The following is a 14,925-nucleotide window of genomic DNA, read 5'->3' as shown; positions in this document are numbered from 1 at the left end:
AAAAAGCCCGGGAAGATGTGAGTAACATCCTCCCGGGCTTTTATCCCTCCGTGAACACAGCCTGCACTTTTGAGCGCTTGCTGTGCGTTTCCTCTCGGACCAGTCCAGTTAACTTCACATAAGAATGAAGTTATAGCTAACTGCGGAACCCTAGAAAACAGTTTTATAATTCAATTATAGAACATAACATTAAATGTTATTATTCCTGCCAACAACTTTTCTTATGTGATAAATAATAACACAACTTTTGTTCCTTGACCATACCTAACAGTGAATAGTTTTCCGAAAAAATGGGTTCCTTGAAAATAAAAAAAGAGTCGAAATGCTCGCCCTTTTTGAAATGATCCTAATTGGGATGCCTCATCCAATGTTGGAAAACCAACGTTCCCGCTCCGATGCTGCAGTTATTGCGGCGATAATCGCTCAACACGATGTCGGCATGAGCCTTTGGAAGAGCTGTCTTGTTGAACATTTCCAAACAGGGGACCATAAACCACGATGACACCACGGTCAACTGTCCGCCAATAATGATCTCCGACGGGTTTAGCAGATTGGCCGAATTTCCGAGCGTTAGCCCCAGCCAGCTGCCGGCCTGCTCCAGAAGCGCTACCGCATCCTCATCTCCTTCAGCAAGCTGTGCAACAATTTCTTCGAAATTCGTCCGCTTCAATTGTTTCGTAATCGCCTCAACCGAAATATGCGCCTCTAAGCAGCCGTTCTGCCCGCAGCGGCATGACGTGCCATTGTCCCGCACTTTGATATGTCCGATCTCACCAGCTAGGTAACTTGACCCCGTGTACAATTTGCCCCGGAGCAGCAGTGCGCTTCCCACCCCCTCATCCAGGTAGACGCATAATGTATCCTGCAGCGAACGATTGCTCCGGATCCAGATCTCTCCGTTGGCAAAAGCCCTTACATTATTTTCCACGCGAATCGAAAGACTATACTTCTGCTCTGCCCATGTAGCCAAATCAAACGAGAACATGCCGGCATAAGGAGAGCGCAGTACAACGCCCGTGTCAGAGTCAACGACTCCCTGCATCCCGAAACCGATGCCCAGCAAGCGGCATGTTTCAGGCACATGCGCAAGCAGGCGGCCGATGATCGTCTCCATCTGCGCAAGCAGATAGTCCATCGCCACAGGTCCGTTTAGCGCAAGCTTCTCCTGATGGAGCAAAGCTGCATTGTAATTGATTAAGGCCCCTGCCAGATAGGTCCCTGTCACTTCAATCCCAATGGCCAGAAGCTTTTCCCGCCTCAGACGAAGCAGGACCGGTCGGCGACCGGCCCCTTTTACGGCTTGTGTCTGTACCTCTTCCACCCATTCCTTCTCCAGGCACTCGTTGATCAAATTCGTAATGGTTTGCTTCGTCAGCTGTGTCCTGCGGGCAATCTCTACCCGGGAGATCGAAGGCTCGTAGTGGAGCAACTCCAGCACCTTGCGCTGGTTGTTGAGCTTCATCCACTGGAAGCTGTTATAATTCATGCTCACACTGCTGCACTCCTTCTTGATCGCTTTCTGTTACACGTGCTGCATAGTTTGTAAACGTTGTGTTAATATATCAGGAAAATTAATCGTAGTCCCATCCACGCCGCACGCGAGGATATGCTCCATCAACTCCACGGAAAATGCGCCCCAGGCGCGAACCTCAAAGCCATGCGACTTGGCCAGCTCCACATCTGCCGCAGTCAACAGCTCTGCGCTAGGACATACTTGCTGTGCGCCAATCTCCTTCAGCCGCTCGAGAGCCGGGAGGTCAATCTGGCGAATCAGATGCCCGATGCGGATATCCGAGTCAAGCTTTCGAACCGCAACCAGATTATCAAAAAGAAACGAAGTAACCGTTACCTTCTCTTGTACACGATATCGCTTCACCAAGTCAAGCATCTTCTCTTCGACGTGGCGATCTTTAAGCTCCAATGCGAAAAACAAGTCCTTCCTGCCAAAAAATCGCAGAAATTCCTCGAATGTGACCAGCCGTTCTCCCGCATATTCAGGAGAGAACCAGGAGCCGGCGTCGAGCTCTGCGAGCTCGCTCCAATTGTAATCGCCAGGCGCCCCACTGCCATTCGTCGTCCGTTTCAGCTCATGATCGTGAAACAGAATGACCGTGCCATCTTTCGATAGGCGCAGGTCAGTTTCTATCCCGTTTGCGCCCATCTCCACACCTTTGTAAAATGCAGCCAGCGTATTCTCCGGCGCGTATTCCGACGCGCCACGATGTGCCAAATTCATAAACATAGGATGGTTCCCCCTTATTTGTAATCCTTGAGATATTTCTCGACGTCCGCCTGCAGCTTATCGAGCAAGACCTGCGGATCCGCCTTCGCGTCACCCTCAACCTTCTCTTGTGCCGACACGAGTCCATTCCAGATGACTGCGTCAGCAGGGCTGATACCGTTAGCTTTCAAATATTGGTTTTGCTCCATGATCGATTTAAACAAGGCGTCTTTCCCCAGCAAATCTTTAAATTGCGGCAGGTCTGCAGCCGTTTTGCGGATTGGCGCGTAACCTGTTGTCATACTGGTTTGCGCAGCATTCTCGGCATTCGTCAAGAACTGTACGAATTTCCAGGAAGCGGCTTCCGTCTCTTTATCGGATTGGAAGATCCCCAGGCTGTTGCCGCCAATCGGCACGTTGCGCGATTGAATGCTCGGCATGTAGGCGACGCCGATCTCGAACTTGTCGCCAACCTGCTTCTGGAAGCTCTTCAGCGAGGAGCCCGACCAGTACATCATCGCCAGCTTGCCGGCTGTGAAGTCTTCACCCGCTGTCTTGTGCTGGTTCGGCGCCATCGCTTTGTCTACGTTGACAAGATCCTGATAGGCTTTCAGCGTATCCACAGCTTCCTTGCTGTTCACCGTCGGTTTGCCGCTGGCGTCCAGAAGCGCGCCGCCACGATCCCAGACCATCGCTTGGAAATACCAAGGCGTATCCGTTGCCGAGCTAAAGCCCCAAACATCCGGCTTACCGTCGCCATTTGTATCCTGCGTAAGCTTTTTGGCGTTAGCCGTCAGCTCGTCCCATGTGCCCGGCGCTTTCAATCCAGCTTTATCCAGCATCGTCTTATTATAATAGAGGACAGGCGTACTGCTGTTGAACGGAATGGTCCACAGCTTGTTTTTATAACGGAAACGATCCCAGAACGCTGGATAGACATCCTGCTTGTCCTGATCGTTCATAAACTGCTCAATTGGAATCAGCTTGCCGCTGTCGGCCACTTGCGGAATCCCGTAGCGCTGGCCGAGTTGAACGACATTCGGGAGCGTGCCTGCAACAACGCCGGCCAACACCTTCTGCTCCATCGCATCGTAATCGCCCATGAAGTCAGCTTTGATTTTGATATGCGGATTTTGCGCTTCAAATTTCTTCGTCAAGTCCGCATACAAATCTTGGCTCGTGGACCAGAACGTCAGAGTGATGTCTTTCTCAGGCGCCGAAGAAGCATTCGTGCTAGCGCTAGCTGCCGTATTCGGCGAGCTTGCCGTCTCCTTTGCCCCGCAGCCGGTTGTTGCCGCCATCAGCAGAGCTAATAAAGCGATGGATGTTTTTTTCATGGTTTCTTTCTCCTCCTAAATAAATGTTTGTATATATGACAGGCTCATTGTCCGCAAGCTAAGCTTTGATTCCGGACTGCATGACCCCGCGAATAAAATATTTTTGCATCAACAAGAAGAAGGTTAGCACCGGGAGGATAATAAAAGTGGATGCTGCCATAAGCAAAGGCCATTGCGTGCCGAGCTCCACGTTGATCATATACCGCAGCCCGATTTGGACCGTACGCATGCTGGCGCTGCTCGTAATCATCAATGGCCATAAGTAGCTGTTCCAGGCATGCAAGAAAGCGAACAAACTCATGGTCGCCAGCACCGTCTTCGACAAGGGCAGCATGATGCGGAACAAAATGCCGAAGTGCGTGCAGCCGTCCATTTTGGCCGCCTCAAACAAATCCTTGGGCACTGTCAGGAAAAATTGTCTCAGCAAAAAAATGCCAAACACACTGGTTAAGCTGGGGGCAATAAGCCCGATATAACTATTCATCCATCCGAGCTGCTTTATTACCAAATATGACGGAATGATCGTCGATTCGAATGGAATCATCGTTGTGGCCACAATGAACAGAAACAAAAACCTGCGGCCCCATAGATTCACCCACGTGAGCGCATAAGCTGCGAACGAGCAGGTGATCAACTGCCCGACCACTACGCCGACCGCAATGATCGAGCTGTTGAGGAAGAAGCGGCCGAACGGCGCTGCATGCCATGCCGCTTTATAATTTCCCCACACCCATCGGCTGGGCAAAGCGAGGAAACTCGACGTAAAAATTTCGTCTCCCGGCTTGAAGGAAGAAGTGATCATCCAAATAAAGGGCAAAATCATCACCACGGAAGCGACCAGCAGCACCGCATGCTTCAAAAGTGCGCCGATCAAACCCGTTAGTGCTTTACGTTTCAAAAGAATGTTTCCTTCAGGCTTCTTATTCGCTGCACCTGAGCGCTCCAGATCAGCCATTCCAGAAACCGCCACTTTCGTATTCAATGTGTTTCCTCCTCCCGCTTCATTGGTAGTGAACGCGACGCCCTATTACAACCATTTGCAGCAAGGTAAGCGCCAAAATGATGATGAATATCGTAATCGCGATGGTGGATGCGTACCCCATTTGGAACGCTTCAAATGCATAATGGTACAGCTGCACGACGAGCAGCTCCGTACTTTGTGCAGGTCCGCCCTGCGTCATGACGTTAACCTGGGTGAAGGTTTGAAATTGCTCGATCGTCTGCAGAATTAGCATCAGCAGCGTCATTGGCGCAATCAGCGGAATTTTTATCTTCAGCACGATGTGCCAGCTGGTTGCTCCGTCAATCCGGGCCGCTTCCTCCAGGTGAGGGTCAATCGATTGCAGGGCAGCCAAGTATAAAATGACGCAATAGCCAGCCGTTTTCCACACTGCCATAATGGCCAAAGAAACCAGTGATGTCTGCTCGTCGTTCAGCCAGCGGTAAGGTCCGATCCCGAGCGGTTTCAACAGCGCGTTCATCAAGCCGTGGTCGGGATGATAAATCCACATCCACACGATGGATACGGCGACGGCCGACGTCACCATCGGCGCAAAGAAAACGGAACGGTAAGCGATGAGCCACGCTTTGCCCCCTTTGTCCAGCAGCAGCGCAAAGATTAGTCCGAGTAGCATAGAGCTAGGAACGGTCATGAACGCATAGAGGAATGTCCGCTTCAGCGTCATGTAGAACTCTTCATCGGTGAATAACCGGCGGTAATTGTCCAGCCCGATGAAGGATGGGTTAGGTCGCAGCATGTCCCACGAATAGAAGCTAAGCCAGAAGCAATAAATAATCGGAATAATAACGAACAGTCCGAGCATGACGAACGCCGGCGTCAAAAGCACGTAACCAGTGAGGTTCTCTTTCAGTCTATTCATAGCACGCTCCTTAATTAGTCAAATTAATTGACTTACTTGAGAGCAGTATAGCAAGCCTTTATCAGCGCATTGTTATCGCCTAATTAAGATTAAGTAAACCGTTATACTAAAAAAAAGGCTATTCCTCGACAGCCGGCCAGCTATCGAAGGAATAACCCTTTTCAACTATAGTTACTCTGAAATTTTGAAATTTTTCACAGAATCATTTAAATTAGCGCCCATCGCCGCAAGCTCTTGCACCGAACCCGCCAAGTTGCTTGCCAAATCAACCTGGCTTTCGATGATCTCTGACACTGCGTTAACGAGTTCACCGGAAGAGTTGGTCAGTGTAACCATCTCTTCCAAGCTGGCCGAGACTTGTTGCGAGCTTGCGGACATTTGCTCTGCTGCTGCGGAAGAATCATGAACTTGCCTCACGATCCCCTCGACGGATTCAAGGATGACGGCGAATGCTTCATTCACATCGTTCATCATTTTAATGCCATGATGAACCTCTTTCTTGTTAACTACCATCGATTGAATCGCCTTCTCGATATCAGTGCTGATCGCATGCGTAATGGTCACGACTTCTTGGGAAGAAATTTTCGACTCATCCGCTAACTTCTTCACTTCATCTGCGACGACGGCAAAACCTTTGCCCGCCTGTCCAGCGCGAGCCGCTTCAATGGCAGCGTTAAGCGCCAAAATATTGGTGCGAGAAGCGATTTCCCCGATTTTCGACGCGATATTGCGGATGCCGGAAGCCAGTTGCTTCAATCCGTCAATGGTCGAGGTAAGCTCTTCCGTAGAACGATTGATAATGCCCATCTGCTCGATCGAGCTATCGACCAATTGCTTGCCCTCTTTGGCCTGAGATTGCGATTGCAGCGAGCTTTCATATGTCATGGTTGCAGCTGCCGCCACTTTATTCACGCCAATCGCTGTTTCATTGACGGCCATCGAGATTTGCGCGATGCTTTCCGACTGCACCATAATGCTTTCGAGCACTGAGTTCATTTTCGTTTTCGAATCATGGGAGAATTCCAAGGATTGGTCTGAAGTGCTAAGAACCGTTTGCACGGAATCATTAATACGGCCGCTTGCGTGTTGCGTAACATCAATCATGCTGCGAATCTGATCGACCATTTGATCGAAGCCCTGGCTCAGTTGTCCAAGCTCGTCCTGCTTGGTCGAGCCGATCTTGTATCTCAGATCTCCGCCAGCGATAACACGGATTGCGTTCTGAAGCTTGCGAATCGGCGTTATGAAAGAACTAAACAGCGCAATAGCAACCGCTACAGTGGCTACTAATACGACAATACCTGTCACAAGCATGATGGTCGATGTATTGTTCAGTACGCTGCCAGTATGATCGCTGGCCACTTGAAAATCATTAGAATATTCGTTATAGAATTGATCGACGGATGCAAAGATCGTATTCATTAATTTTTGGGATTCATCGTACAAATACATCATATTGATATCCAGATCTGCTTTTTTAATACTTGGGTCTGTAATCATCCGGCTCGCTGTATCAAAGTTATTGATGTACTCCGTCGATGCTGTAATAATCTGACTGCGCCATTTATTTTCCTCGGGTGTTTTCGCTGTATCCCCGATCTTTTTAACGAGTTCATCATATACTTTCCTAGTATCCTTGAACTTCGCGATGTATGCTTGGTTCTTGGAAATTTCCAAACCAGAGCCGATAATATTCAGCTCTTGGACTCTATTTTTAAGTTCCATGACGGTTAACTTTAAATCCATTTTTTCATTTTGCAAAGATAAATTATGTTTGATTTGATTGATCTGATACATGTTGAAACCGATCATGGCCATGAAAATAATCAGAATTCCAGCAAAGCTTAACAATAACTTGAGCCTCATCGTGAACTGCAAATTCGGAATGACATTCTTTATTTTGTTAGGTTTAAAAGGCGACCGTAATTTCTTTAGATTCGATAGTAATCGGCTATACCAGACCATGATCATTGATTTCTCCCATCCTAATATACAGTATATCTATAATAACGAGCGGTTGTTTCTCCACAACTCTATGTCTACTTTTTCTTCCCACTCGGTTTCCTGCTTACTTAATCACTTCATTTATGAACCGTTGTTCTCACCTAATCGAATTTGCACAATATTGCTGGTTAGCTCTAGCTTAGCTTGTTTTTTTAGTTTTGCGGCATAGAGGGATATATCGCTAATATTCAGATTATCATTCGAATAAATATGAATAACGGCCAAAGAAAGACAGATCAGCGGGAATCTTGCTGCTTGATTGCTCCGGTCTAATGCGTCGATATAATTTTTGGAAAAGTCTTCCGCCGTATAAAATTTCGCTTTCGTTTCCTCAAAAGATTTAATTACTTCTTGGCAATAGCTGATGGAAGATTCCGCATTTAAACAGGCGACAAAATCGTCTCCGCCTACATGTCCTACGAATGCACAATGCTGCTTGCTTTCTTGAAGCAATAGGTTGCCTACCCATTTGATGACGTCATCGCCATATTTAAAGCCATATACATCGTTATATGCCTTAAAATGATCAATATCGATGTAAACAACTGAAAAGGGTTCATTCTCATTTATTTTCATCGACACATATTCATTAATCTTTTCATTACCCGGTAGTCCAGTCAACGGATTCTGCTGAACAGCTTCTTTGACTCTAACTTCCGTCATCAGCCCAAGCAATTCGTAAATAGGTACAACCCCGAAGAAGTCACCTTGTTCATTGGTCACAATGATATCATCATAGATATCCTCATAGGGACGTTCCATTGCTTTTCTTGAGACCTCATCGACTCTTGTATTCCAATCTAAAGTAATAAAATTCAAATACATCACATCTGTTAACCGCTTTTTATAATTAAGCGCCACACCGAATAACGTTCCTAGTAAACGGAACATATCTACACTTCGAATAATCCCTACAGGCTTTTTACCTCTTAAGACCACGTACGTTCGCGTCGATGACTTCTGCGACTTGATTTTATCTACAAAGGCACCGAGGGATTCATTCTCATCAACAGTATGACCTGGTTGGATATGTATCTCTTTAAGGCGAGGTACAGCTTCCCAATGTTCCATGTTCGACACACCTCATGTTCAGAAACTTAATGGTATCCGACTTTGTAGTTTCTCTGTGAATGATCTCTAGGAAAACATCGACTACCTCTGGATCAAACTGAGTACCCTTATGTTCACGCAACTGATGGATGGCGAAGTCAAGGCTTTGTTCAGAACGATACACCCTGCTCGCTGTCATAGCTTCAAACGAATCGGCAACAGATAAGATCCTTGCTGCTTTAGGAATTTCCTCCCCCTTCAAATTCAAAGGGTAACCGGTACCGTCATACTGCTCATGGTGATGTCTAACCATCTCCAAAATTTGCAATTCTTTAAAGATTTCATATTGCTTTAACTTGTTATAGCCGAATTCCGGATGTTTTTTGATGACTTCATATTCCGCAGGTGTCAATTTGGATGGTTTCAATAAAATATAGTCCGGTATATCCACTTTACCGATGTCATGCAAGAGACCGCCAAGATAATACTTGAAACATTCCTGCTTCAAACAATTGAATTCACAGGCAATCATCATGGCGTAATTCGCAACTCGCTCGGAATGCTTAACAATGGAGTTGTCTTTAGCAGACAAAATATTCATATAAGACTGCGTAAACTTGTACATTTCTTGCGTCATAACCGGAGAATAGAAGTGAAGTAAGTTCATTCTCTCGTTGTTGTCATCTTCGGTGAACACTTAAGCCTCCCAGAAACAAACCGACATTATTCTGCATTGTGATACGGTTCAACACCCTTATCATTTACCAGCCATTCATAATATGGCAGTAAAATAACATTAAAAAACCGAGGATCCCCTCAGTCTGATCTATTTATTAATATGGAAGACCTGCCATCATTTCTCCCTGCAATTCTTGCGAGTACATACATAGTTTAATTGGAGTTTATTTGCGCAATGTTAGGACAAAAGCAGTATTTTGTAAACTTTTCGTAAACATTTGTCGCAAAACAGACTAGAAACTATGATTCCTTGAGCCTCTAACCAGGTCATAAGAAGGGGGTTCTTGGTCCCATCACCATTGTCTCACGATGGCCTCCTAGTCGACCACTGCATAGTCTGAGCCCGCTCCCGGACGAATGTCTATTGATTTCCAGCCAACATTCATGGATGATAGACATGAAATGATTGAAAATATGACATTAGGTAAGGGGTACAAGGTGAACCTTAAGGTCAAACAATTTCTAGCCAAGTTGAAAGCTAAGATTCGAGTCAAATGGAATGAGCTATTGAATGATCCTTCCGGGCCGCATGTTGTCGCTCTAAGCTTTGCAATCGGAGCCCTGGCATTAATGCTCACCTTGCCGACACTCGGTCTTGCATTTTTGTTGATGCTCGCCATCATGAAATGGACCAAACATAGTTTGACAGCGGCATTAATCGGCTATTTTTTTACAAAACTCATCGCCTTTCCTCTAGCCCCTTTGGAACTCATGATTGGCAGAGTCCTGCTCCATGAAAATTTTGACCCTAACAGCCATAAGTGGACTTGGGCAAGAGGCATGCTGCATAAAGGCGCCGAGTTTATATTAGGCGCAAGCATTGTCGGTCTTGGATTAGCCGTTATTTTTTACTTTGTTATTAAACAGATTCTTCTTATGAGACTAAAAGCGAAAGCCAAGAAAACGAATGCTCAAGATTAAAAGAAATACAATAATTTCCACCTAATTCGTCAATACTTTTCGTTTGAAACCGTTTGCAAAATGGGTATGATGATGAGGCACGTAAATCACTTGTAGGAGGGATTTTATGAGCTTGAATTATCGCCCATCGTCTTTTGCCAAACTGCTTCTCGTGTTTGTCCTCACTGTTTCCATGGTGCTCACCGGTACGTGGAGGGCGGAAGCTGCCGTCGACAGCAGCTACAAAGTTTCTGTCATGCTCAACTTGCCTGACATCACGGATTTCAACGCGTTTGATGCCCAACTGGCAACATTGAAAAACAATGGCGTCAAAGTCGTCGAAGTGGATATGTGGTGGAACCATTTTGAACCGACGGCCCGGAATTCTTTTAATTGGAGCTACTATACGAATGTCTTCACCCACATTAAAAATGCCGGCTTGCTCATCGCCCCCATCTTCTCCTTCCATCAATGCGGCGGCAATGTTGGCGATAATTGCAACTTCCCGGTTCCAAGCTGGGTCTGGTCGCTCGGCACACAGGATCAAATGCAGTATAAATCAGAATCCGGCTATTATAATAACGAATATGTAGCCCCATTCTTCGCAACAAGTTACACGCTCTATGATGAAGCGTTCAAGTCCTTCGCCTCCGCGATGTCAGCTTTCAAGGGGTCGTTCTTCAAAATTTATATCGGCATGGGACCGGCGGGCGAACTTCGCTACCCAAGTTACAATGCCAATGACGGCTGGAGCTATCCGGGACGCGGCAAGCTGCAAGCGTACTCAGGCCCGGCGATCGCAAGCTTCCAAAGTGCCATGCAGACGAAGTACGGTACAATCGGCGCTGTTAACACCGCCTGGGGCACAAGCTTGACCGCTTTCTCGCAAGTGATGCCGCCGTCGAATGGCGACAGTTTCTTTAATACAGGCGGGTACAATGCGACATATGGCAAAGACTTTTTGACTTGGTACCAATCCGTCTTGACCACCCATATGAGCAATGTGATGAGCAAAGCCCATGCGGACCTGGATACTTTCGGCGTGCGTCTAGGCGGGAAGATGCCCGGCATTCATTGGCAGTACTCGAATCCGAGCGTGGCGCATGAAGCGGAAGATACGGCGGGCTTGTACAACTATTCGACGATGATTGATCAATTTAAAACGAGTAATGCCGACCTCGCTTTCACAGCGCTTGAATTGCAGGATAACAACGTCTATCCATACTATAGCCAGCCGCAAGCGCTCGTGCAGTACGTAGCGAATCTGTGTATTCAAAAAGGGGTTCCGCACGATGCGGAGAACGCGCTTGCCATCAGCGGGAATCAGACGCTCTACAACAGCGCTGCCTTCAATACATTCAACTACGGTTTCAACGGCTTCGCGCTGCTGCGGCTGGAGAACGTTGTGAATGCGAACGGGACTGCCACGAGCGAGCTGAGTCCGTTTACACAAACGCTCGCCCTGCAGCCGCAGCAAGTGACGGTGACGATCAACGGCGCGAATACGGTAACTGGCCAAAATGTGTACCTGATCGGAGACCGTATGGAATTCGGCGTTTGGAACACAAGCTATGCCATCCCGGCGACTTATGCGGGCAACGGCGTGTGGACGGCGACCTTCTATTTAGGCGCAAACCACACCTACAATTTTAAAGCCATCAAGAAGGACGGATCCGGCAATATCACTTGGGAAAATGGCAGTAATCACAGCTGGAGCGTTCCGTATGTGGCCGGAGGTTCTACACCGTATACGCTGAACTGGCAGAATTAAAGATAAGGCAAAAAGACCGTTATTGCCTGGGAAATGGCTTAACGGTCTTTTTATGTCTCCCCCACTTTGCGCGTTTACCATACTTCCTTACCTCCGTACCGGCCGGCATTCAAACAGTCATTGAGGCTAGTGTGGATAGCGGCCCGACGAGTTAATAGCATATAAGGACCGATGGGTGAATGCCCGTTGGTCCTTTTTATTTGCTTTCATTTAAAACAGGTGAATACCAAGAAATCAAAAAGCTGCCCTAAGGCAGCCTTTTGTTCTATAGCCTTCCTCGCACTTCACCCAAGCTCGCCATTACGCCTGCCCGCCTGGGCCATAAGGCCGTCAGGGCCGGTACCTCGCTTCTCTCACTCGGCATCTTGAAGCGTCACTTGCACGAGCCGGCTGATGGCCTCATCCAGCGCTTCCCCGAACGCTGCCGGGTTGGCCGTGACTTGCCAGCGGTTATCACGGATCACGGCCAGCGTGTCGCTTAGAGATTCATCACGGACGCCGGCGTCTTCCAGCAGCTGGACCGCTTTAGTCAGCGTATCGACCAGCCGCATCGGACCGTAAGCCTGCGGCTCCTTGTACAGGGCGCGCGCAGCTGTGAGAACATACCCGACAAAATCGAGGATCCGGTTATGCAGCTCTTCCTCAGATATGCTCCTTGCCATATTGATCATACGAAATAACCTCCCTCGACGGTTTGCTCGTTTTCGGGCGAGGCGGCTGATCCGCATAACCGAGCGTGATCAGCAGCTCCGGCACAACATCTTCCGGCAAGCGCAGCAGCTGCTGCACCGCTTTGGTGTGGAAGGAACGGGCCGGGCAGCTGGACACGCCGAGCGATTGAGCGGTCAGCAGGATATACGCCGCCGCAATCCCGAGATTGACGAAGCGCAGCGTTTCGGCCGTGTCGACGCCGCCTTTTTCCAGCGCTTCCTTTTGATTGGTGCAGAGCACCACCACAGCTGCCGGGTTGCCTGAGACGCCTTGGGCAAAGCGTTTGACCCGGCGAATCTGATGGGGATCCTGAACGATTACAAAATGCGATTCCTGCGCATTGCTGCCCGAGGGGCTGTTCAGCACCGCCTCTTCCAGTGCTGCGAAAATGTCTTCCGGCAGCCTGCGCGCCGTATCATAAGAACGCGTGCTGCGCCTCGTTTTAATCGACTCTAATACATTTAGGCTCATGCCTGCATCCCTCCGCCTCTTTATCGAATGGCAAAGCCCAGTTGTTCCAGTACTTGTTTCAAATTTTCTCGCAGGCTGGCCGAGGCTGCGATCGTTTCAGGACGCGTGCAGCGTCTAGCCGAATGCTCCGTCCACCCGTACTCGACGCCTACCCGCTCGGGCTCGCCGGCCATGGAGACTCTTCGTCCGTCGTAAGTTCTGCGCCCGATCATCGTCTCATCGTACGCAGCGAGCCCCTCATCCATCTGCGCCGTGGAATACTGCTCCTTATGCACGGTCACGCGCTCCGGCAGACGCGGCTTGACGCCTCGCCTTACGCCCTCCCGCTCGATGCCGACGGCTAAGCCAGCGAGCGCAAACACGCCTTCCGGGAAGCCCAGTTCGCTTGCCACGGCCGCCGGGTGATTGCGGATCGAGCCGACCGGCACGGCCGCCATCCCCATCGACTCTGCCGCCACCAAAGCATTCTGCAGCGCCAGAGCTGCATCGACCGACGCGAGCAGAAACATCTCCAGCGTATCCGCGGCAAACCGATACCCCTGCCGCTGGGTGATATATTTCAGGCGGTAAATGTCCGCGCAAAAGACGAGGAATACCGGCGCTTCCAGGATAAACGCCTGATTGCCCGAGAGCTCGGCCAGGCGGGCTTTGCGCTCATCATCTTGCACGACGATGATGCTGTACGCCTGCAAGTTGGAGGAAGTCGGCGCGCTTCTCGCGGACGTGAGGATCGCTTGCAGCGCCTCTTCCGGGATCGGCATGTTCTGAAACCCCCTGACTGATTCATGGGATGTCAGAACGTCCAGTGTCTCATTCATGATATGAGTCGGGAGATCTATCCCTTCCAGCTCGATTCGGCTGCGGATCTTCGCTTGGTTCATGCGAGTAAATTTCCGCGGTCCATAATTTTCAATTGATCGATATGGACGTCTGCTTTCGTCACCACACCGTCAATATGAACGCCTGCCGAAACCGTACCGCCGAACGTGTTGTTGCTGCCGAAGGCGACGTGGATCGTGCCATACACTTTCTCATCTTCGAGAACCACACCGGTAATTCTTGCTTTATCATTCGTTCCGATACCAAATTCACCCAGCTGGCGGCCGTCGCCATCACCCAGCTTGCCTAGCAGCCAATCGGCGGCTTCACCTTCCGCCGTGACGATCCGGCCTTGCTCGATGGTCAACAGCAGCGGTGAGCTCAATTTGCCGTAGTTCGCCAGCGACCCGTCTATCAAAATCTGCCCTGCGGCTGAGCCTTCAACTGGCGCGATGTAGCCCTCCCCGGACGGCAGATTGCCTGACTCTCCCGGATTCAAGTACACGCCGGTGCTGGGCACGCCGTCTCTTCCCTCGATCGAGAACGTGAGCGTATACCCGCCTTTGTCGATGCGTACCTGCTTGCCCCGCGTCAAAATGCCAGTCACTTTCTCGGTCAAGAACTTGACCTGCGAGTAGTCGGCGGCGATCGCTCCTTCCAGGAACATGTCTTCCGTAATCCCCGGCATCGTAGCCAGTCGTGCGCCTGCGGCAGCAGCCGCTTTGCGCGCTTGTGTATGCGTCAACGAATGCTCGGTGATGCATAGCACGACCTGGGAAGCGACCATCGCTGCCGCAAGCGGGGCAGGCGGCTCTTGGCCGGAGCGCTCCCGTTCTTGCATGACGGCCAGCATCGTTTCCGCGCCGAGGCTTTTACCGGCTTCATACACGGCTTCAGCCAGATCTTTCTTCACATCGTCGGTGACGATCAAGAAAGTTTCGCCCGCTTTCAGGCCCAGACAGTTTTGCAGTACATTTCTGCTGATGTCGATAAGTTGTTGGTTCATTTCGATTCCGCCCATTC

The 14,925-nt window shown here is 49.3% G+C and carries 14 protein-coding genes and 1 riboswitch; of the genes, 2 read left to right on the top strand and 12 right to left on the bottom strand.

Annotated elements, in window-relative coordinates; genetic code table 11:
* Nucleotides 1–27: 27 nt before the first annotated feature.
* Nucleotides 28–165: riboswitch (guanidine-I (ykkC/yxkD leader) on the bottom strand.
* Nucleotides 166–346: 181 nt separating this feature from the next.
* The 8 genes from O9139_RS12345 to O9139_RS12310 form a co-directional block, all read right to left on the bottom strand.
* Nucleotides 347–1,486: an ROK family transcriptional regulator gene (locus O9139_RS12345; protein ID WP_270879818.1), complete on the bottom strand. Its 1,140-nt coding sequence runs from the start codon at nucleotides 1,484–1,486 to the stop codon at nucleotides 347–349.
* 36 nt (nucleotides 1,487–1,522) lie between these two features.
* A complete protein-coding gene (locus O9139_RS12340) occupies nucleotides 1,523–2,242 on the bottom strand; it encodes a glycerophosphodiester phosphodiesterase (RefSeq protein WP_270879774.1) in 720 nt (239 codons plus the stop codon).
* A 14-nt stretch (nucleotides 2,243–2,256) separates the two neighbouring features.
* On the bottom strand, nucleotides 2,257–3,558 hold the full coding sequence (locus tag O9139_RS12335; protein WP_270879773.1) for an ABC transporter substrate-binding protein: 1,302 nt from the start codon (nucleotides 3,556–3,558) through the stop codon (nucleotides 2,257–2,259).
* Nucleotides 3,559–3,616: 58 nt separating this feature from the next.
* Nucleotides 3,617–4,540 (bottom strand): carbohydrate ABC transporter permease, encoded by a 924-nt coding sequence (locus O9139_RS12330; protein WP_270879772.1) that lies wholly within the window; start codon nucleotides 4,538–4,540, stop codon nucleotides 3,617–3,619.
* A gap of 19 nt (nucleotides 4,541–4,559) precedes the next feature.
* Nucleotides 4,560–5,438 carry a carbohydrate ABC transporter permease gene (locus O9139_RS12325; protein ID WP_270879771.1) on the bottom strand — a complete coding sequence of 293 codons (879 nt, stop codon included), beginning with the start codon at nucleotides 5,436–5,438 and terminating at the stop codon, nucleotides 4,560–4,562.
* A 171-nt stretch (nucleotides 5,439–5,609) separates the two neighbouring features.
* Nucleotides 5,610–7,409 carry a methyl-accepting chemotaxis protein gene (locus tag O9139_RS12320; protein ID WP_270879770.1) on the bottom strand — a complete coding sequence of 600 codons (1,800 nt, stop codon included), beginning with the start codon at nucleotides 7,407–7,409 and terminating at the stop codon, nucleotides 5,610–5,612.
* Between the two features lie 114 nt (nucleotides 7,410–7,523).
* Nucleotides 7,524–8,513, bottom strand: a complete 990-nt coding sequence (locus tag O9139_RS12315) for a GGDEF domain-containing protein (protein WP_270879769.1) — start codon at nucleotides 8,511–8,513, stop codon at nucleotides 7,524–7,526.
* Nucleotides 8,482–9,189 carry an HD-GYP domain-containing protein gene (locus tag O9139_RS12310; RefSeq protein ID WP_270879768.1) on the bottom strand — a complete coding sequence of 236 codons (708 nt, stop codon included), beginning with the start codon at nucleotides 9,187–9,189 and terminating at the stop codon, nucleotides 8,482–8,484. Before O9139_RS12310 ends, O9139_RS12315 begins: the two co-directional genes overlap by 32 nt.
* Nucleotides 9,190–9,632: 443 nt before the next feature.
* Here O9139_RS12310 and O9139_RS12305 point away from each other — a divergent pair, with 443 nt between their 5' ends.
* Nucleotides 9,633–10,151, top strand: coding sequence for a DUF2062 domain-containing protein (locus tag O9139_RS12305; protein WP_270879767.1), 519 nt, complete (start codon nucleotides 9,633–9,635; stop codon nucleotides 10,149–10,151).
* Between the two features lie 106 nt (nucleotides 10,152–10,257).
* Nucleotides 10,258–11,901, top strand: coding sequence for a family 14 glycosylhydrolase (locus tag O9139_RS12300; protein ID WP_270879766.1), 1,644 nt, complete (start codon nucleotides 10,258–10,260; stop codon nucleotides 11,899–11,901).
* Between the two features lie 353 nt (nucleotides 11,902–12,254).
* On the opposite strand, the gene O9139_RS12295 is transcribed toward O9139_RS12300, so the two are convergent.
* The 4 genes from O9139_RS12295 to O9139_RS12280 are packed head-to-tail and all read right to left on the bottom strand — an operon-like array spanning nucleotide 12,255 to nucleotide 14,908.
* Entirely contained in the window at nucleotides 12,255–12,572 is a 318-nt protein-coding gene (locus O9139_RS12295; protein ID WP_270879765.1) for a DUF6092 family protein, read from the bottom strand.
* Entirely contained in the window at nucleotides 12,544–13,083 is a 540-nt protein-coding gene (locus O9139_RS12290) for a nitroreductase family protein (RefSeq protein ID WP_270879764.1), read from the bottom strand. Before O9139_RS12290 ends, O9139_RS12295 begins: the two co-directional genes overlap by 29 nt.
* 20 nt (nucleotides 13,084–13,103) lie before the next feature.
* Nucleotides 13,104–13,964, bottom strand: coding sequence for an NADPH-dependent oxidoreductase (locus O9139_RS12285; RefSeq protein ID WP_270879763.1), 861 nt, complete (start codon nucleotides 13,962–13,964; stop codon nucleotides 13,104–13,106).
* Entirely contained in the window at nucleotides 13,961–14,908 is a 948-nt protein-coding gene (locus tag O9139_RS12280; RefSeq protein ID WP_270879762.1) for an aminopeptidase, read from the bottom strand. Before O9139_RS12280 ends, O9139_RS12285 begins: the two co-directional genes overlap by 4 nt.
* Nucleotides 14,909–14,925: the final 17 nt, after the last annotated feature.

The sequence above is a fragment of the Paenibacillus aestuarii genome, from assembly GCF_027789125.1.
GTDB classification, from domain to species: domain Bacteria; phylum Bacillota; class Bacilli; order Paenibacillales; family NBRC-103111; genus Paenibacillus_E; species Paenibacillus_E aestuarii.
This window is presented reverse-complemented; position numbering and strand designations above follow the sequence as displayed.